General features: G+C 63.5%; 26 protein-coding genes. 12 read left to right on the top strand and 14 right to left on the bottom strand.

The window, feature by feature from the left end; translation table 11 throughout:
• Positions 1-43: 43 nt before the first annotated feature.
• The 3 genes from BKY27_RS10145 to BKY27_RS20135 form a co-directional block, all read right to left on the bottom strand.
• Positions 44-361 carry a DUF3775 domain-containing protein gene (locus BKY27_RS10145; protein WP_071674354.1) on the bottom strand — a complete coding sequence of 106 codons (318 nt, stop codon included), beginning with the start codon at positions 359-361 and terminating at the stop codon, positions 44-46.
• Positions 362-413: 52 nt separating this feature from the next.
• Positions 414-1,139 carry an SDR family NAD(P)-dependent oxidoreductase gene (locus BKY27_RS10140; RefSeq protein ID WP_158514973.1) on the bottom strand — a complete coding sequence of 242 codons (726 nt, stop codon included), beginning with the start codon at positions 1,137-1,139 and terminating at the stop codon, positions 414-416.
• Between the two features lie 92 nt (positions 1,140-1,231).
• On the bottom strand, positions 1,232-1,396 hold the full coding sequence (locus tag BKY27_RS20135) for a hypothetical protein (protein ID WP_158514972.1): 165 nt from the start codon (positions 1,394-1,396) through the stop codon (positions 1,232-1,234).
• Between the two features lie 125 nt (positions 1,397-1,521).
• On the opposite strand from BKY27_RS20135, the gene BKY27_RS10135 reads away from it, so the two are divergent.
• The gene (locus tag BKY27_RS10135; protein ID WP_071674352.1) at positions 1,522-1,794 is read left to right on the top strand and encodes a hypothetical protein; all 273 of its coding nucleotides are present in this window, start codon (positions 1,522-1,524) and stop codon (positions 1,792-1,794) included.
• A 39-nt stretch (positions 1,795-1,833) separates the two neighbouring features.
• The gene (locus BKY27_RS10130) at positions 1,834-2,484 is read left to right on the top strand and encodes an RluA family pseudouridine synthase (protein WP_071674351.1); all 651 of its coding nucleotides are present in this window, start codon (positions 1,834-1,836) and stop codon (positions 2,482-2,484) included.
• 70 nt (positions 2,485-2,554) lie between these two features.
• Here BKY27_RS10130 and BKY27_RS10125 read toward each other — a convergent pair whose 3' ends face one another.
• Positions 2,555-4,000 carry an aldehyde dehydrogenase family protein gene (locus BKY27_RS10125; RefSeq protein ID WP_071674350.1) on the bottom strand — a complete coding sequence of 482 codons (1,446 nt, stop codon included), beginning with the start codon at positions 3,998-4,000 and terminating at the stop codon, positions 2,555-2,557.
• Between the two features lie 226 nt (positions 4,001-4,226).
• Here BKY27_RS10125 and BKY27_RS10120 point away from each other — a divergent pair, with 226 nt between their 5' ends.
• The gene (locus BKY27_RS10120) at positions 4,227-4,880 is read left to right on the top strand and encodes a peroxiredoxin (RefSeq protein WP_071674349.1); all 654 of its coding nucleotides are present in this window, start codon (positions 4,227-4,229) and stop codon (positions 4,878-4,880) included.
• A 208-nt stretch (positions 4,881-5,088) separates the two neighbouring features.
• Here BKY27_RS10120 and BKY27_RS10115 read toward each other — a convergent pair whose 3' ends face one another.
• Positions 5,089-5,649, bottom strand: coding sequence for a L,D-transpeptidase (locus BKY27_RS10115; protein WP_071674348.1), 561 nt, complete (start codon positions 5,647-5,649; stop codon positions 5,089-5,091).
• Between the two features lie 198 nt (positions 5,650-5,847).
• Here BKY27_RS10115 and BKY27_RS10110 point away from each other — a divergent pair, with 198 nt between their 5' ends.
• Positions 5,848-7,992, top strand: coding sequence for a hypothetical protein (locus BKY27_RS10110; protein ID WP_199559095.1), 2,145 nt, complete (start codon positions 5,848-5,850; stop codon positions 7,990-7,992).
• 212 nt (positions 7,993-8,204) lie between these two features.
• Here the strand turns inward: BKY27_RS10110 and pnp are convergent, their stop codons facing one another.
• Together pnp and rpsO are read right to left on the bottom strand one after the other, a co-directional pair.
• Entirely contained in the window at positions 8,205-10,334 is a 2,130-nt protein-coding gene (gene pnp / locus BKY27_RS10105; protein WP_071674347.1) for a polyribonucleotide nucleotidyltransferase, read from the bottom strand.
• A gap of 295 nt (positions 10,335-10,629) precedes the next feature.
• Positions 10,630-10,899, bottom strand: a complete 270-nt coding sequence (gene rpsO / locus BKY27_RS10100) for a 30S ribosomal protein S15 (protein WP_071674346.1) — start codon at positions 10,897-10,899, stop codon at positions 10,630-10,632.
• 391 nt (positions 10,900-11,290) lie between these two features.
• Here rpsO and BKY27_RS20580 point away from each other — a divergent pair, with 391 nt between their 5' ends.
• Entirely contained in the window at positions 11,291-13,084 is a 1,794-nt protein-coding gene (locus BKY27_RS20580) for a calcium-binding protein (RefSeq protein WP_071674345.1), read from the top strand.
• Between the two features lie 53 nt (positions 13,085-13,137).
• On the opposite strand, the gene BKY27_RS10090 is transcribed toward BKY27_RS20580, so the two are convergent.
• The 6 genes from BKY27_RS10090 to rbfA form a co-directional block, all read right to left on the bottom strand.
• Positions 13,138-14,037, bottom strand: a complete 900-nt coding sequence (locus tag BKY27_RS10090) for an alpha/beta fold hydrolase (protein WP_071674344.1) — start codon at positions 14,035-14,037, stop codon at positions 13,138-13,140.
• Positions 14,038-14,085: 48 nt separating this feature from the next.
• Positions 14,086-14,598 carry a DUF1643 domain-containing protein gene (locus BKY27_RS10085; protein WP_071674343.1) on the bottom strand — a complete coding sequence of 171 codons (513 nt, stop codon included), beginning with the start codon at positions 14,596-14,598 and terminating at the stop codon, positions 14,086-14,088.
• Between the two features lie 39 nt (positions 14,599-14,637).
• The gene (locus BKY27_RS10080; protein WP_071674342.1) at positions 14,638-15,495 is read right to left on the bottom strand and encodes a DUF2189 domain-containing protein; all 858 of its coding nucleotides are present in this window, start codon (positions 15,493-15,495) and stop codon (positions 14,638-14,640) included.
• 161 nt (positions 15,496-15,656) lie between these two features.
• On the bottom strand, positions 15,657-16,559 hold the full coding sequence (gene truB, locus BKY27_RS10075; RefSeq protein ID WP_071674341.1) for a tRNA pseudouridine(55) synthase TruB: 903 nt from the start codon (positions 16,557-16,559) through the stop codon (positions 15,657-15,659).
• A 41-nt stretch (positions 16,560-16,600) separates the two neighbouring features.
• Positions 16,601-17,347, bottom strand: coding sequence for a phosphodiester glycosidase family protein (locus BKY27_RS10070; protein WP_084667927.1), 747 nt, complete (start codon positions 17,345-17,347; stop codon positions 16,601-16,603).
• A gap of 1 nt (position 17,348) precedes the next feature.
• Complete coding sequence (gene rbfA, locus BKY27_RS10065) at positions 17,349-17,759, bottom strand: 30S ribosome-binding factor RbfA (RefSeq protein WP_071674340.1); 411 nt, start codon at positions 17,757-17,759, stop codon at positions 17,349-17,351.
• Positions 17,760-17,876: 117 nt separating this feature from the next.
• Between rbfA and dapB the strand changes: the two genes are divergently transcribed.
• Positions 17,877-18,689, top strand: a complete 813-nt coding sequence (gene dapB / locus BKY27_RS10060; RefSeq protein WP_071674339.1) for a 4-hydroxy-tetrahydrodipicolinate reductase — start codon at positions 17,877-17,879, stop codon at positions 18,687-18,689.
• Positions 18,690-18,794: 105 nt separating this feature from the next.
• On the opposite strand, the gene BKY27_RS10055 is transcribed toward dapB, so the two are convergent.
• A complete protein-coding gene (locus BKY27_RS10055; RefSeq protein ID WP_071674338.1) occupies positions 18,795-18,986 on the bottom strand; it encodes a DUF1674 domain-containing protein in 192 nt (63 codons plus the stop codon).
• 69 nt (positions 18,987-19,055) lie between these two features.
• Here BKY27_RS10055 and BKY27_RS10050 point away from each other — a divergent pair, with 69 nt between their 5' ends.
• The 6 genes from BKY27_RS10050 to BKY27_RS10025 all read left to right on the top strand — a co-directional run bounded on the left by BKY27_RS10050 (position 19,056) and on the right by BKY27_RS10025 (position 26,354).
• Positions 19,056-20,318, top strand: coding sequence for an RsmB/NOP family class I SAM-dependent RNA methyltransferase (locus BKY27_RS10050; protein ID WP_071674337.1), 1,263 nt, complete (start codon positions 19,056-19,058; stop codon positions 20,316-20,318).
• Between the two features lie 45 nt (positions 20,319-20,363).
• A complete protein-coding gene (locus BKY27_RS10045; protein WP_084667926.1) occupies positions 20,364-22,130 on the top strand; it encodes a heparinase II/III family protein in 1,767 nt (588 codons plus the stop codon).
• A 16-nt stretch (positions 22,131-22,146) separates the two neighbouring features.
• Positions 22,147-23,736 carry a bifunctional phosphoribosylaminoimidazolecarboxamide formyltransferase/IMP cyclohydrolase gene (purH, locus tag BKY27_RS10040; RefSeq protein WP_071674336.1) on the top strand — a complete coding sequence of 530 codons (1,590 nt, stop codon included), beginning with the start codon at positions 22,147-22,149 and terminating at the stop codon, positions 23,734-23,736.
• Between the two features lie 145 nt (positions 23,737-23,881).
• A complete protein-coding gene (gene lspA / locus BKY27_RS10035; protein ID WP_071674335.1) occupies positions 23,882-24,355 on the top strand; it encodes a signal peptidase II in 474 nt (157 codons plus the stop codon).
• Positions 24,356-24,400: 45 nt separating this feature from the next.
• Positions 24,401-24,922, top strand: a complete 522-nt coding sequence (locus BKY27_RS10030) for a DUF3035 domain-containing protein (protein WP_071674334.1) — start codon at positions 24,401-24,403, stop codon at positions 24,920-24,922.
• Between the two features lie 109 nt (positions 24,923-25,031).
• Entirely contained in the window at positions 25,032-26,354 is a 1,323-nt protein-coding gene (locus tag BKY27_RS10025) for a M16 family metallopeptidase (protein ID WP_071674333.1), read from the top strand.
• Positions 26,355-26,364: the final 10 nt, after the last annotated feature.

Below are 26,364 nucleotides of genomic sequence, written 5' to 3'. Positions count from 1 at the left end.
CTGAAATTCCATAAAAGCAAGGGGCCACGAGGCCCCTTTTTCTTCACAGAACGTCGTCTTCCGCGTCCGTCGGATCAATGCCGAGCGCTTCCAGCCCGGCCTCCAGATGGTCGGAAAAATGCGGTGTCCCGATCAAGTAATCGGCGGTCGGCGTCGTCGCCTCGGTCCGCGCGGTTTCCAGCGCATCGGCGAGATCCTCGGCTTCAAAGCTGCCGCGACCCACCCACATGATCGCCACCAGTTCAACCTGCTCGTCCTCGTTCAGGCCCGCGACAAGACCCCGAAGCTCACCTTCCGCACGTTGCAATTCGTGCCCCATCAGGATGATCTGCGCGACCTTGCGGGGTGAGATGGTCAACATGGCGTGTCCTCCCGATGTTTGTGACAGATTCGCCGGGCAAAGAGCGCCCGGATCAATCTTGCGCGCCTTTCGTCAGACGTGCAACCAGCGGCCGCGCCAACCATATCGGCAGAAGTCGCAACACCCGCATCAAGGCCCCGGCCAGCGGTGGCACCGTGCGGCGGAACCGGTCGGTGCCCATATGCTCGAAAATTCCGGCGGCGGCCTGCGCGGGCGTGGGCGAAAACAACCCCGACGGCAAGCCTAGGGTGACCAGTTGCACGGACAGGCCGTGCGGCCGGCCCTCGGCAAACAGGCTTTCGGCCAGAACGCGCACGCCGGCCTTGGCCGCACCATACCCCAGCCCCCCCGACACCCCGTCGAGACCGGCAATACTGTCGAGCAACACGACATGCCCTTCGCCCTTGGTCTGAAAGGCGGGAAGCGCCACCGAAAGGGCATTGGAGATACCACCGAGGTTCTCGGCGAACATCCTGTTCGCGGCAGCCACATTCCAATCCGCGAGGCGCAAGGGCAGTTGAGTGTCCAGCGCGTAGACCATGCCATCGACGGCGCCAAGTTCGATCGCAACCCCGTCAAGCTTGTCGCAAAAGGTGACATCGAGCGGAATATAGCTGGACCTGCCCGGCAGCGTGACCATCAGGTCTTCCAGTGCGCCTTGGTCCTTGCCGGAAAGGACAAGCTCAACCCCCGCCCGGCTAAGCGTGCGGGCAAGGTCCGCCCCCAGCCCGGTATCTGCCCCAAGCAGCCAGTATCGTTTGCCGGCCCAATCGCGCATGGTCATCTCCGTCCGTTCGTCGGGAGGGACCGTTTCACGACCGGCCCGGCAGGTCCAGCCAAGGGGTGCGACAACTTCGTCGCAGTGCTGGCTTAGCTGAGCACCCGATTGACGATGGTGCGGTCCCGTGTTTGCGCCGCGCCGCCCAGAAGCGACCAGATACGGAACACCGCCATTGCATCGCTGCCCCGCGAAATTTCCTCGGGATGAGTCTCTCTCAGTTTGATGACCCGCGTTTCGGAAGACTGTTTGACCATGACGTTCCCCTGTTGGTTCACGCCCCCACGCAGGATCAGTCTGGCGGGAAATCTGTTAGCAGGGTCTTAACAGCGCGCTGCAATATGGGTTGAATTGAAGTGACCGCCCCAGAAAGGCCCCGCCGATGTCGATGCTCACCCTGTTCCTGATGGTCCTTCAAGGCATATGCTTCCTGATATGGGCCAGTCTGTCGTTTCGCGCGATCTTCCAGATCCGGGCGATAGCGGTTGGTCAGACCGACCGGCTGTTTCCCGGCCCACTGTCGTTTCTTCGCGCCGCCGCGGTCTGGCTGCGCGATCCTGCAAACCGGGGCGTTCAGGTGCTGTGGGGCGCGGCGCTGGTGGCGGTGGTCATGCCCTCGGTCCTGATCGCCGTGACCGCGCCCTTGGTGGAATAGCCCTTTCGGCACGGCCCCAAAGGCAATAGATCACGCCACATGCAACCACTCGACTACCGCCCCCCGCAGGACCCGCTGGATATCCTGCACCACGACCATGAATTGCTGCTGGTGAACAAGCCAAGCGGCCTGCTGTCCGTGCCCGGCAAGGGGGATCATCTGTCCGATTGCCTGCTGTCCCGCGTGCAAGATACGTTTCCCGAGGCGCTCTTGGTGCATCGGCTGGACATGGACACATCCGGCGTCATGGTCTTTGGCCTGACCCCGCACGCGCAGCGCCATCTGGGGCTGCAATTCGAAAAACGGCACATGAAAAAGACCTATGTCGCGCGGGTCTGGGGCCTGATCGCGGAAAAGACCGGCGAGGTCGATCTGCCGCTGATCGTCGATTGGCCCAACCGGCCATTGCAAAAGGTCTGCCATGAAACGGGGAAACCGGCGCAAACCGAATGGCGGGTGATGCGCAAGGCCGGGGATGAGACGCGGGTGCGCCTTTACCCCCGCACCGGGCGCTCGCACCAGTTGCGCGTTCACATGCTGGCGCTTGGCCATCCGATTCTGGGCGACCCATTCTACGCCACCGGGGCCGCACGCGACTTTCCCCGACTGATGCTTCATGCCGAAAGCCTGCGCTTGCGTCACCCCGATGGGGGCAAGGGGCTGAGTTTTTCGGCCAAGGCCCCGTTCTGAACGGCACCACGCCAGAACAAAGGGCCGTCCCCGGCCCTTTATCACTGGGTGTCAAACCCGGCTTTGCCCATCAGGCGTCGTCAGGCGACCACCCGGATACGGCCTTGACCTCGCAGAAATCTTCCAGCCCCCAGACACCACCTTCGCGCCCGTTGCCGGACTTCTTCATGCCACCGAAGGGGCTGCCCGCGCCGCGCGACTGGCCGTTCATCTCGACCATGCCAGAGCGCAGGTGCCGCGCCAGACGATTACGGCGTGCGCCGTCCTGAGTCTGGACGTAGTTGGTCAGGCCGTATTCGGTGTCATTGGCGATTTTCAACGCTTCGGCCTCATCCGCGAAGGGGATGATCGACAGGACCGGGCCGAAGATCTCTTCGCGCGCGATGGTCATGTCGTTATTCACATCGGCAAAGACCGTGGGGCGCACGAAATAACCGCGATTGAAGCCCTCCGGGCGACCGGGACCGCCCGCAACCAGCCGCGCGCCTTCCTCGATGCCCGTTTCGATCAGGCCCTGAATCTTGTCATATTGCGCGGCGCTGACCACCGGGCCGATATGACGACCGGGTTCGCTGGCCAGACCGACAGTGCATTTCTCGGCGGTGGCTGCGGCGATCTCGACCGCCTCGTCGTAATATGAACGTTCCACCAGCATCCGCGTGGGCGCGTTACAGGATTGGCCGGTGTTGTTGAAGCAATGCAGCGCACCGCGCTTCACCGCCTTTTCGTCGGCATCGGCAAAGACAATGTTGGCGCCCTTGCCACCAAGCTCCAGATGCACGGGTTTCAGCGTTTCCGCCGCGTTTCTGGAAATGGCGATGCCCGCGCGGGTCGAGCCGGTAAAGCTGATCGCGTCGATGCCCGGATGGCTTGTCATCATCGAGCCCACGCCCGCCCCGTCGCCGTTGACCAGGTTGAAGACGCCCGCAGGCACCCCGGCCTCGTCAAGGATCTGGGCGAAGATCAGTGACGACAGGGGCGCGATTTCCGAGGGTTTCAGAACCATGGTGCACCCGGTCGCCAGCGCCGGGATCACCTTGAGCGTCACCTGGTTCATCGGCCAGTTCCACGGGGTGATCATACCGACGACGCCGACACCTTCGTAGATGATCCGGTCATTGGGGGCGTGTTTGCCAAGGGGTCGCTCGAACTCGAACTCTTCCAGCGCGCGGATGAAATTGTTGATGTGCCAGCTTCCCGCCGGGGCCTGCGAACTGCGCGCCATGTCGATCGGTGCGCCCATCTCGGTGCTGATCGCCTCGGCCATGTCGTCCGAACGGGCTTGGTAAACCTCCAGCACGCGATTGAGCAGTGCCAGGCGCTCTTGCTTGGAGGTGTAGGCATAGCTTTCGAACGCGGTGCGCGCAGCGGCGACAGCAGCATCCACATCGGCCTGGCCGCCAAGGGAAATGGTGGCGCAGACCTCTTCGGTCGAGGGGTTAATGACGTCGAACGGGGTGCCTGCTTGCGGGGCCACCCACTGGCCGTTGATGTAGAAATCCGTGGTGTTGGGCATGGTCTATCTCCCTGATTTGGCGCAGAGCCTGACATTGCCGCCGACCAAGGACAAGGTCTGCCGTTCGTGACGCAGCGACCCCATGGAAACCGCTGTCCGCGAAGGGCCGGGTGCGGCGGAATGTCCGTTCCTTTTTTCGTGTGAGTCTGCCCCGGACCCGTGCAACAGTGCCCCCGGCATCCTACTTAAAATTTGACACTCGCAACCAATCAAAGGGAGTTCGGACATGGGTCTCCGCATCAACGACACGATCCCAAACCTCACCGTCGAAACAGATCAGGGCACCTTCACGCTGCATGACTGGATCGGCGATTCCTGGGCCATCCTGTTCAGCCACCCCAAGGATTTCACCCCGGTCTGCACGACCGAATTCGGCGCCGTGGCGCAGTTGGCCGATGAATGGGCAAAGCGCGACACCAAGGTGCTCGGCATCTCGGTCGACAGCGTGGACGAGCACGTGAAGTGGAAAGAAGATATCGCGGCGGTTGGCGGCGCCAAGGCGGGGTTCCCCATCGTGGCGGACAAGGATCTGGACCTGTCCAAAGCCTTCGACATGCTTCAGGCCGACTACTACCTGTCCGACAACCCGACCCCGGCTGACAGCCAGACTGTGCGCACCGTCTTCATCATCGACCCCAACAAGAAGCTGCGCCTGTCGATGACCTACCCGATGAACGTTGGACGGAACTTTGCCGAAGTGCTGCGCGCCCTCGATGGCCTTCAGACGGCCGACCGCGAGACGGTGGCCACCCCGGCCAACTGGACTCCGGGCGGTGATGTCGTGGTGCCGCTGTCGGTCAGCGACGAAGATGCAATTGCCAAATACGGCTCGATCGACACCAAGCTGCCCTATCTGCGGATGGCCAAGCTGCCGGGTTAAGAGACCGTTCCAGTTACGCGAAAGGCCCCCGTGCGACCGCGGGGGCCTTTTTTGTGGCCGCCGAGAGGGACTCCACCATGAATTGGATGGCAAAGTGATCGGGCACATCCCCGACAATCCACTCAGCGTCAGGCGGCGGGCGGCGATGCGCGGCCACCCCTGGTGTCTGCAAAGGCCCGCTGACCGGGCGTTGCCACTGGTCGCCTTCTTACACCCGGTGCAGTTGCACCGGCGTGCCGATATCGACCATATCGTAAAGCTGGATCACGTGATCATTGACCATCCGGATACAGCCCGACGAGGCCGACAGACCAATCGACCACGGTTGCGGCGTGCCGTGGATGCGAAGAAGCGAATCGCGCGACCCGGCGTAGAGGTAGAGCGCCCGCGCACCAAGCGGGTTGTCCGGCCCGCCCTCCATGCCGCCAGCGAACTGCGTATAGACTTCGGGTTCTCGCGCGATCATGTTCGCCGTTGGCTGCCAACTTGGCCATTCTTCCTTGCGTCCGACGCGGAAGCGTCCGACCGCCTGCCGTCCTTCGCGGCCCACGGCCACGCCAAACCGCATGGCGGTATCGCCATCCTGCACGAAATAAAGGAAATGTGCGCCCATATCGACATGGATGGTGCCCGGCTCAAAGCCGGGATTGATCTCGACCACATGCGGCCGGAACCGGCTGGGGAGCCGCCAACCCTCTTGCGCCTTGGCAATGGTCGGCGTCAGCGCCAAAGCGGCCCCCGTAGAAATGAAATGGCGGCGGGTCAGCATCGCGCCCTCTCCCCGAAAAAAATGATCTCGGCAAAGCTTGGCCGATCAGGGGCGGATACAGCAAGCCTTTGTTAACCAACGTTCCCGTGAGTGCCCCTCGTGAGCATCATAAATCTGTTTCAGGAGCGTCATGTTCTTTTGACAGGCAAAGAGTAGCCAGAACGCCAGCGACCCCCACTACTCAACAAGAGGCTTGTCATGAAAGATTTCGCTCAAAGCTCTTCCACCAGCCGCCAGGTTTCCCGCCGCGGATTCATGGGCGGCATGATCGCCGCCGGTGCTGGCGCCACGGCTCTCGGCGCGGGCCTTCTGCGCTCGACCTCTGTTCTGGCGCAGACCGCCGTCATCAAGTCGATCGGTCAGGTCACCGCCCTGATCGCCGAGGCCTCGACCGCAGGCAACACGCCGGAATTCCTGATCGACGGCCAGTCCGGCGACATTGATTTCCCGTTCATTGCCCGCATGAAGCCGATCGCCACCATCGGTGAGGTCGACGCAGACACCGGCATGGCGCTGACCGGCTACCCCGATGGCCACGCGGCCTTCCTCGCCGACGAGACCACCGTTCGCGTGATCTATCAGTCCGAATCCTATGGCACCATGTCCTCGGAAACCTATCCGCAGGTCATGACCTCGGGCGTGACCTTCACCGGCAGCCATATCCACACCATCGACTATGACCGCGTCGCATTTGCCGACTTCCTGTCGAACGACACCGCAGCGGCAGACATGGTGCGCGGCTCGGGCCACCTCTACAACACCATCTACAACGTCTTCGGCGACGAGGTTCTGCCGAAAGCCGACGGTGGTGTCTGGGGCAACCAGACGCGCGCCGATGGCACGCTGGTCGAGTTCGCACCGGCCATGCAGCTGACCGAGGCCGATTTCTTCGTGAACTCTTACTGCGGGGCCTATTACGAAGTCGCCAACAAATATGGCGAGGGCATCGGCTTTGCTGACGATGTGTGGCTGACCGCCGAAGAGTGGAACATTCAGGAAATGTTCGACGTCACCGATTCCGAAGGCAACCTTGTCGAAAGCCTGATCGACACCGCTGACACCATGGGCCTTGCCTCGGTCGTCGTGGATATCGCCAACAAGGTGGCCTACACCGCCCCGGCCCTTGGCCAGTCCGGCTATGAGAAGTTGTTGCCGATCAACCCCGGTCACCCGGATTACGTTGCCATCGTCCTGTCCGGCTACAATTTCGATGTCGAACCCGCCCCCATGGCCATCTATATCGGCCGCAAGGGTCTGGATGCCAACGGCCAACCGCTGGCCGCCGATGCGTCGCAGCGTGACCAGTTCCTCGCGCGGAACGGCCTGCTCTACGGCAAGATCTACGGCATGGCCGTCGCAAATGACGCCTACGCCGATCTGGGCATCGCCGAGATCGACACCTCTGTGCGGATGCTCGACGCCTACATGGCCGATGAAAACGCCCCCGACACCTTTGACGCCGCCTTCGTGCCGACCTCGTACCAGTGGGGCGGATGGGATGCGCCGGTGGCAGTGCGTGAAACGGAAGTGTTCAAGTGGCAGGACGCCGCCGAACAGCCTGCGGGCCACACCTATTTCGTCGGCGACAGCAAGACCGAGCACCCCGCGGTCGATCCCGACCCGAGCAAGCATCGTTGGGTTCAGAACCTCAGCCAAGCCGGTGGCATTCTTGCCGTGGAAATGCCTACGCTTGCCGACGCTCTGGCAGCGGCCGGTGGCGAGCTGCCAGAGATGCTGACAGCCTCGGCAACTCGCACGCTGCCCGCCTACGATGGCTCGCTGACGCTGGAGATCAGCAACAAGGGCATCAAGCATGGCGGCGAAGGCACCCATGCCACTTGGGAAGACGGAACCGCCCGCACCGTGCAGAACGATGGCCTGATGTGGGTCAAGGCCTCTGACGCCGACGTGCTGCTGGTCGATGAAGACTCGGGCAACGACTACGGCGATCGGAAATACGCACTGGTCCTCGACACTCAGACCATGCAGCTCGCCACCCCCGGCACCGGCTACTTCCTTGCCATGGCTGGCGGCAGCAACAACCCGCGCGGCATGTCGGGCGTTTCGGCCTATGGCGGCACCAACGTTCGCGCCAAAGCGTCGGAATTCTCGGGCACTTGGCCGGTGACGGCCCTTGTCGCACGAAAGGCTGACGGCAGCTTCTACACTGCCGACGAGCTGGCCGGGATGGGCATTCAAGAGGTGACCGGCAGCCTGCCGATCAACGAGCAGACCTTCATCGGTGTGGTTCAGCACAGCGGCGACTCGGGCGGTGCCGTGGCCGAGACCCAGTCGGACAATGGCGGTCAGGTGTTCATGTTCCGCTTGAACCTGCCGGTCTGAACCGCAGGCGACAGCATTGGAACGGGCGGCCCCTCTACCGCCGCCCGTTTCCGGGGTCCGCCTCTCGCGCACCCTACAGGATTTCATCACCGAGTTATTGGTTCAACGCCCCGGCAGGCTTCGCTTGCCGGGGTTTTTCCTGTGCCCCCGTAGAAAGCAAAAGCCCCGGAGCGTGACCCCGGGGCTTTCCAGTTTCCAAAGCGGTGCGAGGATTATTCGTCGCTTTCCGGTGCTTCTTCTTTGCCGGTTTCCTGGTTGACCATCTTCATGGCCAGACGGACCTTGCCGCGATCGTCGAACCCGAGCAGCTTGACCCACACTTCCTGACCTTCTTTCAGAACGTCGGAGGGATGGTTCAGGCGGCGGTTCTCGATCTGGCTGACATGCACCAGCCCGTCACGCTTGCCAAAGAAGTTCACGAAGGCGCCGAAATCGACGATCTTCACGACCTTGCCCTTGTAGATGTGGCCTTCTTCCGGCTCTGCCACGATCGAATGGATCATGTCATAGGCCTTCTGGATGGCTTCACCGTTCGGCGAGGCAATCTTGATGATGCCGTCGTCGTTGATGTCAACCTTGGCGCCGGAGACTTCCACGATCTCGCGGATGACCTTGCCGCCCGAGCCGATCACTTCACGGATCTTGTCGGTCGGGATCTGCATGGTTTCGATGCGTGGCGCGTGGATCGAGAACGAGCCCGCCTCGGTCAGCGCGTTGGCCATCTCGCCAAGGATGTGCATCCGGCCCGCTTTCGCCTGTGCCAGAGCCTTTTCCATGATCTGCGGCGTGATGCCCGCGACCTTGATGTCCATCTGCAACGAGGTGATGCCGTTTTCGGTGCCGGCAACCTTGAAGTCCATGTCGCCGAGGTGATCCTCGTCGCCAAGAATGTCGGTCAGCACGGCGAATTCGCCGTCATCTTCCAGCACGAGGCCCATGGCCACACCGGCGACAGGCGCTTTCAGCGGCACACCTGCGTCCATCATCGACAGCGAGCCACCACAGACCGACGCCATCGAAGAGGAGCCGTTCGATTCGGTGATCTCGGACACGACGCGGATCGTGTAGGGGAAATCGGTGGGGGCGGGCAAAACGGCCTGAAGGGCGCGCCATGCCAGTTTGCCGTGGCCGATTTCACGACGACCCGGAGGGCCAACGCGACCAGCTTCGCCAACCGAGTAGGGCGGGAAGTTGTAGTGCAGCAGGAAATTGGAGCGGAAGTTGCCGTGCAGCGCGTCGATGATCTGCTCATCATCGCCGGTGCCAAGCGTGGTCACAACCAGACCCTGCGTTTCACCACGGGTGAACAGCGCCGAACCGTGGGTCCGCGGAAGCAGACCGGTTTCCGACACGATCGGGCGCACCTGATCGAGCGCGCGGCCATCAATGCGGCGGCCGTTCTTGACAACATCCGAGCGCAGCACGACCGACTCGAGCTTTTTCAGGGCAGAGCCGAGGTTGGCGTCGCCTTGCTGCTCTTCGGTCAGCCCGGCAATGATCGCGTCCTTGGCAGCGGACACCGCGGCAGTGCGTTCCTGCTTGTCGGTGATCGCATAGGCGGCGCGCATCTGCTCTTCGCCAGCGGCTTTCACGACCTCATAAAGCTCGGAATAATCCGGCGGGGTGAAGTCGAAGGGCTCTTTCGCGGCGTCTTCGGCCAGAGACACGATCAGGTCGACCACCGGTTGAATCTGCTCATGCGCGAAGGTCACGGCGCCGAGCATTTCCTCTTCGGACAACTCGTAGGCTTCCGATTCCACCATCATCACGGCGTTCTTGGTGCCGGCGACAACAAGGTCCAGACGCTGGTCGGGGTTGTTACGCAGATCCTGCATGTCGTCGACGGTCGGGTTCAGGATGTAGTCACCATCCTCATAGCCCACACGGCAACCGGCAATCGGGCCACGGAACGGTGCGCCGGAAATGGTCAGCGCGGCCGACGCGGCGATCATCGCCACGATATCGGGGTCATTGACCAGATCGTGGGACAGCACCGTACACATGACGAGGACTTCGTTCTTGAAGCCGGGAACGAACAAGGGGCGGATCGGCCGGTCGATCAGGCGCGCGGTCAGCGTTTCCTTTTCAGTCGGACGCGCCTCGCGCTTGAAGAAGCCACCCGGCACTTTACCGGCGGCATAATATTTTTCCTGGTAGTGGACCGTCAGGGGGAAGAAGCTCTGCCCCTCTTTCGGTTCCTTGGCGAAGGTCACCGCGGCCATAACCGAGGTTTCGCCAAGGGTGGCGATGACACAGCCATCTGCCTGGCGGGCAATCTTACCCGTTTCCAGTGTGAGCGTTTCTTCGCCCCACTGCATGGTTTTCGTCGTAACGTTGAACATCATCGTATCCTGTTTGGGGCACTCCCGAGCGTATCCCGGGTCCCCGTTTGACTGGCGGCCCCATTGCCGCCGACCCCAATCTTGTTCATGCGCCCGGGGTCAAAGGCATCACGTCTCAGATGTGCGGCGCATACAGGAATTCTTGGGATTTGGAAAGCAACGATATCGCCTGCCCCTTTGCAGGACCAGGCGCCGCCGCCACGCAGATCGCCGTCCGGGAAGGCCGTGCCTGGCAACGAAAAAACGCGCCCCTGTTTCCCGGGGCGCGCCAACGATCATCTCTGACGATGCAGGATTAGCGGCGAATACCGAGCTTCTTGATGAGAGACTGGTAACGTGCCTCTTCCTTGCCCTTGAGGTAGTCCAGCAGCTTACGACGCTGAGCAACCATCATCAGCAGACCACGACGAGAGTGGTTGTCTTTCTTGTGGCTTTTGAAGTGCTCGGTCAACGTGTTGATCCGGCTGGTCAGGATCGCAACCTGGACTTCCGGCGAACCGGTGTCGCCTTCCTTGGTTGCGAATTCGGCGATCAGGCGGGCTTTCTCTTCTGCGGTGATCGACATCGGGGTCTCCTTTGCGGGTTTGAGTGGATGGCGCAGGCCGGGATGTCGTCCAGCAAGGCCCATGGAGAGACTCGCCCATAGCAGGCGATTGCGGGCGTATAGGGGAAAAGACCGACGAAGGAAAGCGCCAAGTTTCTGGCGCAAAAGGGGCCGGTCGGACCCGCCTGCGTTAACCAGTTAGAAACGATTTCATTGAGCTTTTCCTAAAAGCTTCGAAGAATGCCCCGCAGTTCGGAGCGATGGATTCACTCCTCGGAAACAGCGCCACAATTATTCCACAGGAAAACCTTGTGGACGTCGGCAAATGACCCAAGGCCGGGCGCAGGTTCATTCACAATCGTATCAGACGGCTCTTCCCCCCGGGGCCTGAGATTGAGGTAAAGGAAAGAAAATGATTGCAGCGGGTGGTGTATTGTTGCTGATGCTTGTCGGGTTCGCGCTCGAAGGGCTGTTTTCCGGCGACGAGACCGATGACACAAGCAATGACGGTGCAGAGGCGCCAGACGGCGGCAGCGCCCAAAATGCGTATGACGCCTCGGTCTACACATCCGATCTGCACGATTTGCTGTTCGGGTCCGATGGCATGGGCAATCCCGGTGACACCGGCGCGCCCCAGGACCAGGCTGACAGCGGCAACATCCTCGACGACATCTTCGTCAACGACCCGGCGACCGGCGGCGGCAGCGATGCGGACCCGAGCTTCGCGACCACCCCGATCTTTGGCACCGGCGCCGCTGATGCCATGCACGGCGACACCGGCAACGATGAGATTCACGGTGCCGACGGGAATGACGATATCTCTGGTTTCGATGGCGACGATGACCTGTACGGCGACGGCGGCGACGACCTGATCGCGGGTGGCACGGGTGATGACACCCTCGCGGGCGGTGACGGCAACGACAGCCTTGCAGGCGACACTGGCAGTGACACGCTCGACGGCGGCGACGGGTCCGATACCCTCGACGGCGGCCCTGGCGACGACCTGCTGATCCTTGGCGATGGCGATATGGCCATGGGTGGCGACGGCGAAGACCAATTCCTGACCCGCGCGGACGTGCCCGACGACGTGCCGATCCTGTCGGATTTCATGCCCGGCGTGGACACGATCCTTGTGCGCTATGACGGCGACACGCCGCCCGAAATCACCTTTGAAGAGAACGCCGAAAACAACAGCACCGCCGTGTTCTCGGACGGGGCCCAGATTCTGCACCTTGATGACACCACCGGCCTCACCCTCGACGACGTGCAGCTTGAACAAGAGCCGACCGACCCCGATGGCGGCGACTCGATCACCGGCAGCGATGGCAATGACACCCTCGCCGGGGGTGACGGCAGCGATACGATCGACGGGCAAAATGGCAACGACGTGCTGAATGGCGGCACCGCCGACGATATCCTGCGCGGACGCGAAGGTATGGATGACCTGTTTGGCCAGCAGGATGCCGATGCCCTGACCGGCGGCGCTGGCGACGATCTGGTCGACGGCGGCGCGCAGAACGACCTGGCCTTCGGCAACGAGGGCGATGACACCATCCTCGGGGAAGGTGGAAATGACGAGCTTTATGGCGATCAGGGAGATGATTCCATCGAAGGCGGCGACGGCCACGACCTGCTGGGTGGCGGCGACGGCACGGATACACTTTCGGGCGGCGACGGCAATGATCTGATCTACGGCGCGGATGGCGATGACAGCCTTGATGGCGGTGCGGGCGAAGACTTCCTCAGTGGCGGCTTTGGATCCGACCACATGCAGGGTGGCGATGGCAACGACACGCTCGACGGCACTTTTGCCGGTGGCGACGACCAGTTTGGCCCCTATGACGAGGATCAAGCCGACACGATGGATGGCGGCGCAGGAGATGACTACCTGTTCCTTGGCGAAAATGACGTGGCCACAGGAGGCGACGGGTCCGACATCTTCGAATCGGGCGTCTACGTGGAAAACGATAGCGACGCCGGTCTGGTGACCGATTTCGACCCGGCAGACGACCTGATTCAGGTCAGCGTCGATCTGGAGGTCACACCGGACCCCGAGATCAGCGTTGTCGATTTCGAGGATGGCAGCGGCGCCAGCATCATGGTCGATGGCCATGTCGTGCTGCGGGTTGTAGGGGCGCAAGGGCTCGACCCGACCGACATCATGCTGCGCGACATCCGTCTCGACGACATGGCCGAAACTGGTTAAGATCTTTTCCTCGGCTGACCAAGGGCGCCTCGTTGGCGCCCTTTTACGTTGGCTCAGTCCGGCAGGAAATGCGGGCGCACCGCCTGAAGCACCGCATCCGGCACTTCCTCCATCGCGAAGTGGCCGGTGCCGTGCAATTCCTGCCCTGTCACAGGTTGTGCGCACCACGCCTGCCAGATTCCCTTGGGGTCGCCTGCGCGCGCCGGGAACCCCGCACTGGCCCAGACAAAATGCAACGGCGCGGCGATCTTGTTGCCGGCCAACCGGTCGGCTTCGTCCAGCGCGCGGTCAATGCCGGCCCCGGCGCGATAATCGGCGCACATCGCCGCCACGCGGGCCGGATCGCGCGCCTGGCGGCGGTAGCTTTCCAATGCCGGGCCCTCAAAGGGGGCCAATGTCCGGCACTGGGTCCAACTCGACAGGGTCCAGTCAAAATAGGTGCGCGGATCAGCCGAGATCATCCGTTCTGGCAAGGGCGCGGGTTGGGCAAGAAAGGTCCAGTGATAGGCCTTGAGCGCCAGTTCCGCATCCCACGCACCCCAGAAATCACCAGTCGGCACCACTTCGATGATCCCCAACCGATCCACCCGGTCGGGGTGATCCAGCGCCAGCCGGTAGGTCACCCGCGCCCCGCGATCGTGACCGAGGATATGCGCCCGCTCCAGACCCATGTAATCGAGCACCCCGATCACATCCTTGGCCATCTCGCGCTTGGAATAGGTGTGGTGGTCGGCATCATCGGCGGGCGCGTCGCTGTCGCCATAGCCGCGCAGGTCGGGGATGATGACGTGGAAATCCTGTGCCAGCGCGGGCGCGATCCTTGCCCAACACATGTGGTTCTGCGGATAGCCATGCAGCAGCACCAAGGGCACCCCCTGCCCGCCCTGATGCACCGACAAGCGAAGACCGTTTGTCTCGATGTAGCTTTGCGTGAACCCGGCGATATCCGACATGGCGCGGCCCTCCCTTGGCGGTCAGACTGCGGCCCGCACGGCCCAAGGTCAACGGGCACGCCAGACCTGCGGCGCAGTGGCATAGGCAATGTAGAGCGGATGGCGCGGATGGCCTGCCTTGGACAGGCCCAGACAAAGCAACTCGGCCCCGGCGTTGCGCAACAGCGCCTCGACCTCTGGACCCCGCCCAAGATGGTCGCCGTGCACGCCCCACCCGGCCAGCACGGCATCGGCCCATGCAACGCCCGCGGTCAGCAGGCGGTTGTTTTCCGGCCCCACCGGCTGCTCGGCCTGCCGCAACAGTTTCGGATCGGTCTCGCGCCACGCAAAAATGTTCATCACCCGAAACCCGCCATAGCCCAACACCCGCGCCCGCCGTTCGCAGCGCTCGACCGTGGGGTCGTTCTGAACTTCTGTAGCCTTCGAGGGGTTGAGCATCACGACCAAAAGGCGCGGCGCGGCCTGGTCCCAGACCCGCGTCAGCGCGTAACGATACCGCTCGCAATCGGAATAGACCGCATCGCTCGCGGCATCGCCCTTTTGAAACACCCGTGTGATCATGCCCCGCTTGTGGCGCGGGGCAGAATGGGGCGCAAGGTGTCAGTCCACCGCGCGGCGATAGAGGTGCCAACTGGCATGGCCAAGGATCGGCATCACGACGACCAGCCCCAGAAGGAACGGGATCGAAGCGACCGCCAGCGAGAGGGCGATGAAGCCCCCCCACACGCAGGTAACGACAGGGTTCTTGGCCATGACCTTGAGAGAGGTGGCAATCGCCACCGGCACGCCGACGTCACGATCCAGCAAGAGAGGCACCGTCACAACCCCGATGGCCAACGCCAACGCGGCAAAGACCGCGCCCACGGGGATACCGATCAGCATCATCCGCTGTCCTTCGGCAGTCGTCATCGCATCGCGGAAAAACTGTAAGACATTCACCGGCTGTTCGCCCGCCATCGTAAACAGAAAGATCATGTGCGCCGTTAACATCCAGACCGAAAACAACGCCAGCAGGTACACACCGAACACAAGGATAGGCCCCATCGAGGGTGCGCGGATCAGGGCCAGGGCATTGCCCCATGTCGGTGCCAACCCTTTTTCGCGGCGTCGGCTGAGCTCGTACAGACCAACGGCGGCAACCGGACCCAGGATGGCAAAGCCGGACATCAGCGGAAAGATGTGGTGGATCATTTCGTTCTGGAACCCCATCCACACCATCGCCAGCCCGATCACCGGGTAAAGCAGGCAAAGGAAGATGACATCCGAGCGAAACGCCGCGAAATCATCCACCCCGTGCCGCAGGGCGTAACCCAGATCCGCCATACCGATTTTCTTCACAACCGGCGGCTTGTCGATCCGCTCGCTGCCGACATGGGCGGTCATATCCACAAGGTGGCTGCCGCCGTGAACAACGGCCCCGGCAGTCCATGACAAGGGATTTCCGATAGTTTTGACCATAGTAACCTCCTGCATCCTGAATGGTCAGGACGACACCGGGAGGTTCCGCCCGTAACTCGGGCGAGACGGGCGAAACCAGACGGTTCTCCCACGGCCACCCTAGCACAGGCAGGGGTCAAAACGCGAACACAGCTGCGCGACCGAGGCGTGAAAGCCAAGCGTTACAGGTTGAAAACGCGGTTCGGGTGAACCTCTCCGCCGCGATAGATGCCGACCGCGACGGGGGTGCCATTGTAAGACACCCAGACCTCGTCGCCATACTCGGCATGGCCCAGAACCTGCCCCGGATTGCCGTTCTTGAGCCGGGCAAACCCCAGATCGGTGGCGCGCAGTTCGTCAAGATCGGACAGGCCCAGTTCCAGCGGCAACAGGTATTGATCGAGATCGGCGGTTCTGGCCAGTTCTTCGATCACCGAAAAGCTCACCGCCTCGTCAACGTCGAAGGGACCAGACCACACCCGGCGTAACTGTTTCACATGGCCGTAGCAGCCAAGCGCCTGCCCCAGATCGCGCGCGATGGCGCGGACATAACCGCCCTTGCCGCAGACCATTTCCAACACTGCATGGTCGGCATCGGGCCGGTCCAGCAAGACAAGGCTTTCCAAGAACAGCGGTCGCGCGGCGATCTCGAACTCTTCCTCGTCGCGAGCCAATTTATAGGCGCGTTCGCCGTCGATCTTCACCGCCGAGAACTTGGGCGGCACCTGCATGATGTCCCCCTCAAACGCCTTGAGCGCGGCGGTGATCTCGTCATCCGTGGGGCGCGCGTCGCTTGTCGCGATCACCTCACCCTCGGCATCGTCGGTATTGGTCGCGGCCCCGAAGGTCACCGTGAAGACATAGGATTTCATCGCATCGGTGATGAACGGCACGGTCTTGGTCGCTTCGCCAAGCGCCACCGCCAGAACGCCGGTCGCCTCGGGGTCCAGCGTCCCGGCATGACCGGCCTTCCTGGCCTCCAACGCCCACCGGACCTTGCCCACCACGGCGGTCGAGGTCACCCCCGCGGGCTTGTCCACGACCAGCCAGCCAGAAATATCGCGTCCCTTGCGCTTGCGCCCCATTCCGGGCCTCCGTTCACAACCCTATCAGAAGGGCGCTTCTGCTAGCGGGACTTCTGCGCCCCGTCAACAACCGTGCCGAGGATCGGCCCCATCGGAAAGCCGAAATCATCGCGCCCGATCTGCGGCGCATAAAGCCGCGACACCCGACCGTCGAGGTAAAGCGCATTGGGCGTGTGCAGGCGATCCCGAAAGAACCGCCCGAACGTGTCGAAATTCACCGGATCGTCCGAAATTGCAAAGACCACCCGCGTGCCGTTGGCATCTACGCCCACACCGTTGCGGATGTTGAGCGACGAACTGCCCGGCAGGAAACGCGGATGCAGCGCCCCGTCGATCACCAGCATCGGCCCCGATTGGGTCGCATAGCGGCACTCGGGCGGGTTGGCGGCGTAGGCGCGGCTTTCGATCACCTGCGCGCGGCGCTCTTGAATGCAAAAGACGCCATTGGGCAGCAGCCCGAAATTACCGGGCCCGTCAGAGGTAATGACGCGCATTTCCTGTTGGCCATCTTCGATATAGAGGCCCACGGGTGCCAGATCATCGTGATACATCCCGGCATTGATCGCAAAGCCGAGGCGCCGACCGGGGCCAAGGCTGTCCTCGACCCGCGAAAAGGTGCCAAAAGCCTCGCCCGACGCATCGCGCAAAAACAGCCTCAGGTCATCCTGTGTCAGGTCCACCTCGCAAACCGAATACCGGGCCTGTTCGAATCGCTCCTGTCGGCATTCCTCTGCGGGGGCAGACACGGCCACCAGCGACAGGATCAGCGAAAGAAGGGCCGCGCGCATCTCAGTCGTCGTCCTCGTCCCGGTCCAGATCCTGACGGACCTTTTCCTGTTGAAACAGCGCCCGGGTGTCGTCCATCTTGTCGAACGTGTCGTCGATCAGGAACCGCAGGTCAGGTGCATATTTCAGGTTCATCTGCTTGGTGATCACGCGACGCAATTCGCCCTTGTTGCGCTTGAGCGCCTGAATCGCCTCTTGCCGATGTCCACCACCAAGCGGCAGCACATAGACTGTCGCGATCTTCAGATCGGGCGAGGTCCGCACCTCGCTGACGGTGATCGACAGCTGGTTCAGCTCGGGGTCGTGAATATCGCCCTGCATCAGCACATCCGACAGGGTGCGCCGCAGCAATTCGCCCACCCGAAGCTGCCGCTGCGAGGGGCCGGGGCCGTCGTGAAACTTGTTCTTTGCCATGGGTATCATCCTTTGACCCCCACTTATGGGATCACCCGCCCCCTCGCAAGCAACCGCTTTCGCGCACGCCACGGGTGCGGTAGAGCAATTGGCAGGTTTCAGCCAAAGGGGAAGACCATGCAGGGCAGCGTAGGAATCGCGGTGATGGGCGCGTCGGGCCGGATGGGCCAGATGCTGATCAAACTGGTGACCGAAAGCCCCGCCGCGCATCTGGTCGCAGTGACCGAACGACCGGACCATGACTGGGCGGGCCGCGATCTGGGCGAATGCATGGGCGGGGCAGCCACTGGCGTAATGGTCCATGGCGACCCTATTGATGCCATCGTGAACGCGCAGGCTGTGATCGACTTTACCTCGCCCGCCGCGACGCTGGCCCATGCCCAACTGACCGCGCAGGCGCGTTGCGTCCACGTCATTGGCACCACCGGCCTGTCCGATGCCGACATAACCGCGCTCGGCCATGCCGCGCGCCACGCGACGATCATCCGCGCCGGCAACATGAGCCTCGGCGTGAACCTTCTGGTGCAGATCACCCGGCAGGTCGCCGCCGCGCTGGACGCCGATTTCGATATCGAGGTGATCGAGGCCCATCACCGCCACAAGGTCGACGCGCCTTCGGGCACCGCGCTGATGCTGGGGCAGGCCGCCGCAGACGGGCGCGGCATCGACCTTAACGCGGCAGCCGACCGGGGACGAGACGGCATCACCGGGGCCCGGACACGCGGCCATATCGGTTTTTCCGCCATCCGCGGCGGCGACATCGTGGGCGAGCATGACGTGCTGTTCGCGGGCGAGGGCGAGCGCATCGTGTTGCGCCACGTCGCCACCGACCGCGCCATCTTCGGCCGCGGCGCGCTCAAGGCTGCGCTTTGGGGGCAGGGCAAGGGCCCCGGCGATTTCGACATGCTCGATGTTTTGGGGATGCGCTGAAGCCAGCCCTCCGCGGCAGGTCGGGGCTGGGTCGAGGCAGGGTGCACAACTGTTCAGTCCGGGGAAAGACGCTTGCGGCCAGACGAGGTGACCGTGCGTCTGGCATCAGAAATCGACCGCGATGCCCTTCTTTTCCCAATCGCCATACCGCACGGGCTCGGGTCCGTCGCGCCCGCCAAGTTCCGTAGGAAGGTCCAACGCCTTCGCGGCCTTGCGCCGTTCCTCTGCCTCGGCCAGCGCACGCTGTGCTGCGGGGGGCAGGTCGGGGGGCGCGTCTTGCGGGCTCTGATCGGACATCTGTGCCATCCTTGTGCGGTCTGTGGCTTTGATATACCCCGCCCGGGTTGAGTGACAAGAGGACCGCCCATGTCTGAGACCGGCAACGATACCGGCCTGCCCGCCCGCCGTGCAGCGCTGGACGCCCTGCGCGCCGTCATGATGGAGCATCGGCTTTTGTCGCACCTGCCCACCCCCGCAGAGCTGTCGGGCGAAGAAGCCGCCCGCGCGCACCGGCTGGCCCTTACGGTTTTGCGGCATTTGGGGCGGCTCGATGCCGTCTTGCGGCCCTATCTGCAACGTCGCCCCACGCTTGCCGTGCAGAACCTGCTGCGCCTCGGGGCGGCGGAATTGCTGGTGGATGGCTCGGAACCCCACGGCGTCGTCGCCTCGCTCGTCGAGATTGCCAAGCGCCATCCCCGCTGGTCCCGCGCCTCGGGCATGATCAACGCTGTCCTGCGCAAACTGGATGCAGAAGCGCGCGACACATGGGCCAGCACCCCCCCGCAGGCCCTGCCGATCTGGCTGCGCAAACCGCTGCACAAGGCCTATGGGGTCGAGGCCGTCGCGGCCATGGAGGCCGCTCATGAACGCGCCACCCCGATCGACATCACCCCAAAACCCGGCGTCACCGTGGAGGGCGCCACGTTGCTGCCCACCGGCTCCTATCGTCTGGCTCAGGCGCAGGTCACGGCCCTGCCTGGCTACGAGACCGGGGATTGGTGGGTGCAAGACGCCGCTGCCGCCCTGCCCGCCCGGCTGTTGGGCGATGTCGCGGGCCAACGCGTGCTCGACCTGTGCGCCGCACCCGGCGGCAAGACCATGCAGCTTGCCGCCGCCGGGGCCGATGTAACCGCCCTCGATGTGTCCGAGTCGCGGCTCAGGCGGGTTGCGGAAAACCTCTCGCGCACCCGGTTGACCGCCAGCCTTGTCGCCGATGATGCCCTGACCTATGACGCCGACCCTTTCGACGCGATCCTGCTGGACGCGCCCTGTTCGGCGACCGGCACCATCCGTCGCCACCCCGATCTGCCCTTCGTCAAGACCTCGGCCGAGGTCGAATCCCTGACCCGTTTGCAAATGCAGATGATCGACAAGGCGCACACGCTGCTAAAGCCCGGCGGGCGCATGGTCTACTGCACCTGTTCGCTGTTGCCGAACGAGGGTGAGAATCAGGTCAAGGCTGCGCTGAAGCGCCATGACGATCTGACCATTGTCCCCATCGACCCCGTCCCGCTCGGCGGCGATCAGATTTGGGCCAGCCCCGAGGGCGGATTGCGTCTGCGCCCCGATTTCTGGGCCGACATGGGCGGAATGGACGGCTTCTACATGGCCCTTTTGAAACGCGGCTGAGACCTGCTATCCTGCGGACACAAGAATAAGAGCAGTCCGCTTCACATGTCCGACACCCTGTCCCCTGCCCCGGTCTCCCTCAGGGAGCGTCCCGGGCATTTGCGCCGGTTCGCCAATCGGTGGGCCGCGTGGCGGGCGGGCTATGGGCCCAATCCCAAAGGTTTTACCTCGCAGCCCGTTCCGCGCTCGATCGGGTCGGATGCGCGCGGACGGCAGTTGATGGCCGGAAACCTGCTGTTCGCCGGGGTTCTGGTGCAGATGCCACGGGATGTGCCATGGGCACTCGATCCGCCCTCGGACGCGTTCGAGGACGAATTGCATGGCTTCGAATGGCTCGACCATCTGGCCGCCGTGGCCGATGGATCGGGCCGCCCGATGGCTCAGGACTGGCTGGCAAGCTGGCTGACCCGCTACGGCACCGGCAAGGGGCCGGGCTGGACCCCCGATCTTGTCGGGCGTCGCCAGATTCGCTGGATCAGCCATGCGCTCTTTTTGATGAGCGGGCAGGACCAGACCGACACACGCGCCTTGTATGCCACCCTCGGGCGACAGGCCGATTTCCTCGCCCGCCGCTGGCGCACCACCTCGCACGGGCTGCCGCGGTTCGAAGCACTGACAGGGCTGATCTACTCGGCTTGTTCGCTGACGGGTGTGGCCCACCACCTGAAACCGGCGCTCAAGGCCTTGGCACAGGAATGCGCACGCGAGGTCGATGCCTCGGGCGGGATCGTCACACGCAATCCGGAAGAATTGCTGGGTGTCTTTACCCTGCTGACCTGGACCGCCGCCGTGCTGGCGGAATCCGGCAAGCGCCCGGACCCGGCGGTCGATACCGCGATCATGCGCATCGCGCCGACCCTGCGCAGCCTGCGCCACACCGATGGCGGGCTGGCGCGGTTTCAGGGCGGCGGGGGTGGGCAGACCGGGCGGCTCGACCAGGCACTGGCGCAATCGGGCGTGCGGCCCGCAACGGTTTCGGGGCTTGCCATGGGCTATGCTCGGCTGGCCGGCGGGCGCACCTCGGTCGTGGTCGATGCGGCCGCGCCGATGCTGGGGCCAGAAGCCTATAATTCCCACGCCTCCACGCTGGCCTTCGAGTTGACGTCCGGTCGCCGTCCGGTGATCGTCAATTGCGGGTCCGGCGCGGGGTTCGGGGCTGACTGGCGCCGGGCGGGGCGGGCCACCTCTTCGCATTCGACACTGGCCATCGACGGCTATTCCTCGGCGCGGCTCGGACCGCGCTCGGCCTATCACGGCGTGGTCAAGCAACCGCTTCTGGAAGGCCCGGAAACCGTTGAGGTGCAGGAAAGCGACAGCGGCGGCGCCCGCGCCGTCGCCTTTTCCCATGACGGATACCGCCGGACCCACGGCCTGATCCACCTGCGCAGTCTCAGTCTGGAAAGTGACGGGCGGCTTTTGCGAGGCGAAGATGGGCTGGCCGCCATTACCGACAAGGACCGCGACACGCTGGACCGGGTGATGACCCGCCTGCCCATCGAAGGCATCCCCTATTCCGTGCGCTTCCACTTGCACCCCGATGTCGAGGCCGAACTGGACCTGGGCGGCGCGGCCGTGTCGTTGACCCTGCGCGGCGGCGAAGTCTGGGTGTTTCGTCACGGTCGAGAGGCAAATCTGACGCTGGAAAAGAGCGTTTACCTCGAATCCGGCCGTCTGAAGCCGCGCGCGACAAAACAAATCGTTCTATCTTCCCGCGTAACCGATTATGGCAGCGCCGTAAGCTGGAGCCTTGCCAAACCCGCCGACGCGCCGCGGGGACGCCGCGACTATTCGCAAGACCCTCTCCGGCTCTGAGATGACAGGAGATACCATGACCGACCTCGTGCCGCTGCGCCGCGCCCTTCTTTCCGTTTCCGACAAGACCGGCCTGATCGACTTCGCCAAGGCGCTTGCCGACCGGGGCGTGGAGCTGCTCTCTACCGGCGGCTCGGCCCGCGCGATGCGCGAAGCGGGCCTGGCGGTCAAGGACGTGGCCGAGGTCACGGGGTTTCCCGAGATGATGGATGGCCGCGTGAAAACCTTGCACCCCAAGGTGCATGGTGGCCTGCTGGCCCTGCGCGACAACGAAGCCCACTTGGCCGCGATGCAGGAGCACGGGATCGAGGGCATCGACCTTTTGGTCGTCAACCTCTACCCGTTCGAGGCGACCGTCGCCAAGGGCGCGGACTATGCCGACTGCATCGAGAATATCGACATCGGCGGCCCCGCAATGATCCGCGCCGGGGCCAAGAACCACGCTTTCGTCAACGTCGTGACCGACCCCGAGGATTACGCCGCCCTGCTTGACCAACTGGCCCGGAACGATGGCGCGACGACCTATTCCTTCCGCCAGCAACTGGCCCTGGCCGCCTATTCCCGCACCGCCGCCTATGATGCCGCTGTCTCGGCCTGGATGGCCGGAGCACTCGGAAACAAGGCCCCCCGCCGCCGCGCCTTTGCCGGCACACTGAAGCAGACTTTGCGCTACGGCGAAAACAGCCATCAGCAGGCCGCCTTCTATGTCGATGGCTCGGGTCGCGAAGGGGTTGCCACCGCTGTCCAGCATCAGGGTAAAGAACTTAGCTACAACAACATCAACGACACCGACGCGGCCTTTGAACTGGTGGCCGAGTTCACTCCGGCCCAGGGCCCCGCCTGCGCTATCATCAAGCACGCCAACCCTTGCGGCGTGGCCACCGGCGCGACATTGCTCGATGCTTACAAGGCCGCTTTCGACTGTGACCGCACCAGTGCATTCGGTGGGATCGTTGCGCTGAACCAGCCGCTCGACGCAGAAACCGCCCGCGAAATCACCGGTATTTTCACCGAGGTGGTGATTGCGCCCGGTGCCTCGGACGAGGCGAAAGAGGTCTTCGCCGCCAAGAAGAACCTGCGCCTGCTGACCACCGGCGGCCTGCCCGATGCGCGCGCGGGCGGGCAGACCTTCCGGCAGGTCGCGGGCGGCTTCCTGTTGCAAGACAAGGACAACGGCTTCGTCGGCATGGACGACCTGAAGGTCGTGACCAAGCTGGCCCCCACAGACGCCCAGATGCGCGACCTTCTTTTCGCGTGGAAAGTGGCCAAGCACGTCAAGTCCAACGCCATCGTCTACGTGCGTGACGGCGCGACCGTGGGGGTCGGTGCGGGCCAGATGAGCCGAGTCGACTCTGCCCTGATCGCCGCGAAAAAGGCCGAACGGATGGCCGAGGCGCTCGGCCTGCCCGAACCGCTGACCAAGGGGGCCGCCGTTGCGTCGGATGCGTTCTTCCCCTTCCCCGATGGGCTGATGGAAGCCGCCGCCGCAGGCGCGACCTGCGTCATCCAGCCGGGCGGGTCGATGCGCGACGACGAAGTGATCGCGGCGGCAGACGAGGCCGGTCTTGCCATGGTCTTCACCGCGATGCGCCATTTCCGGCACTGAAAGGGGTTGAACCTTCTCTCTCCAGCCCTTCTTCTTGGGGAGGTACTTTAGGGGGTGTGGGGGCAGCACCCTGCCACGCATCGCCGCCGCAAGGCGGTGAAACACCCAGACCGCCCAGTTGACCGGCCCAGTAAAAGGCACTGCCATGCGTCTCACCCTCCTTTCCGCCCTGTTCTGGTTCGGCATCGACCAGATCAGCAAATGGGCTGTCCTCTACGGGATGAACCTGCGCGACGCAGGCGAGATCGCGGTTTTCCCGCCCTATCTCACCTTCCGCATGGGCTGGAACACCGGGGTCAATTTCGGCCTGCTGTCGAATGACGCCAACGCCACCCGCTGGCTTCTGGTGGCGCTGGCCTTCGTCATTTCCGCGTGGCTGCTGTGGTGGGCGCGCAATGGCATGCATCGCCCCATTTCGTGGCTGTCGGCTGGCGCGATCGTGGGCGGGGCGCTGTCGAACGCGACTGATCGGGTGATCTACGGGGCTGTTGCCGACTTCCTGAACACCAGCTGCTGCGGCTTCGAGAACCCCTTTGCCTTCAACATCGCGGATGTGGGCATTTTCGTGGGCGCCTTGGGCTTGCTGATCTTCGCCGATACGAAGAAGATGACCCCGTGACGTCGGTGTAATCTTGCGCTAAACCCGACCGAGAGGAGAGACTGGATGAGCAGGTTTCGCACAGCGATCGGTTTGGGCCTTGTGCTTATGGCACTGGCGGCGTGCAGCCGGGGGGACCCCCGTCTGCTGAACCTGCGTGCAGACGGCCAGGGCCCGGATGAGTTTGGCGTCCTGCCAACGCGGCCGCTGGAAATGCCTGCCGACATGCAGCAGCTTCCGGCACCGACCTTGGGCGGTGGCAACCTCGCCGATCCCGACCCTGAGGCCGACGTTGCAGCGGCGCTTGGAGGCAATGTGAACCGTGCGCCGTCTGGCGGTCAGGGCCTTGTCAGCTATGCCACCCGCTTCGGCGTGGCTCAGGACATCCGCCAGACGCTGGCCGCAGAAGACCTCGATTTCCGCAGCCACAACCGGGGCCGCGTTCTCGAACGGATCGCGGCCGTGAACACCTATCACCGCGCCTACCGCGAAATGTCGCTCGACCGCTATGCCGAGCTTGAGCGTCTTCGCGCCGCCGGCATCTGGACCCCAGCCGCTCCACCGGAAGGCAGCGCAACGCGCAATTGATCGCCGACCGCGCCGCGTGTTCCCGCTCACATCCTTGTCACCAAGCTTGATACGGGCCGCAAAGCCCGTATCTGTTGATGGAGACGCGTTTTTTCACAAGAGGTTGCGAATGCTGCGATTTGCGCTGGCCGCCTGTCTGGCCATTGTTCCGATGGCCCCGCAGGCGATGGCCGCCGATGTCACCCAATTCACCCTCGACAACGGCATGCAGGCCGTCGTGATCGAAGATCACCGCGCCCCGGTCGTGGTTCACATGGTCTGGTATCGCGTCGGGGCCGCCGATGAACCGCCCGGCCGATCCGGCATCGCGCACTTCCTTGAACACCTGATGTTCAAGGCCACTGATACGCTCGACAATGGTGAGTTCAGCCAGATCGTCGAGGCCAATGGCGGCTCTGACAACGCCTTTACCAGTTGGGATTACACCGCCTATTTCCAGCGCGTCGCCTCCGACCGGCTTGGCCTGATGATGGAAATGGAAGCCGACCGGATGCGCAACCTGCTGCTGACGGACGAGGATATCGCGACCGAACGTAGCGTCATTCTGGAAGAGCGCGCGCAACGCACCGATTCCAACGCAGGTGCTCTTTTCACCGAACAGATGCGCGCCGCACTTTACCTTGCCCATCCCTACCGCATCCCGATCGCGGGTTGGCGGCACGAGATCGAGACGCTGGACCGCCCTGACGTGTTCAACTTCTACCATCACAATTATGCCCCCGATAACGCCATCTTGGTGGTTGCGGGCGATGTGACACCTGACGAAGTGCGCACCTTGGCCGAGCAATATTACGGCCCGCTGGAACCCTCGGGCGTCGGCGCCCGCGTTCGCCCGTCCGAGCCGCCGCAGATCGCCGACCGCACCGTGTCCTACGAAGATCCACGCGTGTCCGATCCTTACGTGGTGCGCCAGTATCTGGCCCCCGAACGCGACCCCGGAGATCAGCGTCAGGCGGCGGCGCTGACGCTCTTGTCAAATATCCTCGGTTCCGGCCCCACCGCCGTGCTGCCCCGCACCCTTCAGGTCGAGGAAGAGCGCTCGCTCTACGCTGCGGCCGGCTACAACGGCACCAATCTCGATGACACGGTTTTCACGCTCTACAACGTGCCCGTTCCCGGCGTTTCGCTGGACGAGGCCGAAGCCGATCTCGACCGCGTTGTTGCGCAGTTTCTTGAGGACGGCATTGACCCCGAACGCTTCGAACGCATCAAGTTCCAGTGGCGCGCCGACATGATCTATTCGCAGGACGATGTCAGCGCCTTGGCGCGGATGTATGGCACCGGCCTCGCCTCTGGTCTGACGGTCGAAGATATCGAAGCTTGGCCCGACATCATCGACTCGATCACCATGGAAGAGGTCATGCAGGCCGCCAACGACCTGTTCACCGAGACCCACTCGGTGACCGGTTACCTCAACGCCCCCGGCCTGTAAGGAGAGTGAC

The sequence above is a fragment of the Nioella nitratireducens genome (genome assembly GCF_001879715.1).
Taxonomy (GTDB): domain Bacteria; phylum Pseudomonadota; class Alphaproteobacteria; order Rhodobacterales; family Rhodobacteraceae; genus Nioella; species Nioella nitratireducens.
This window is presented reverse-complemented; position numbering and strand designations above follow the sequence as displayed.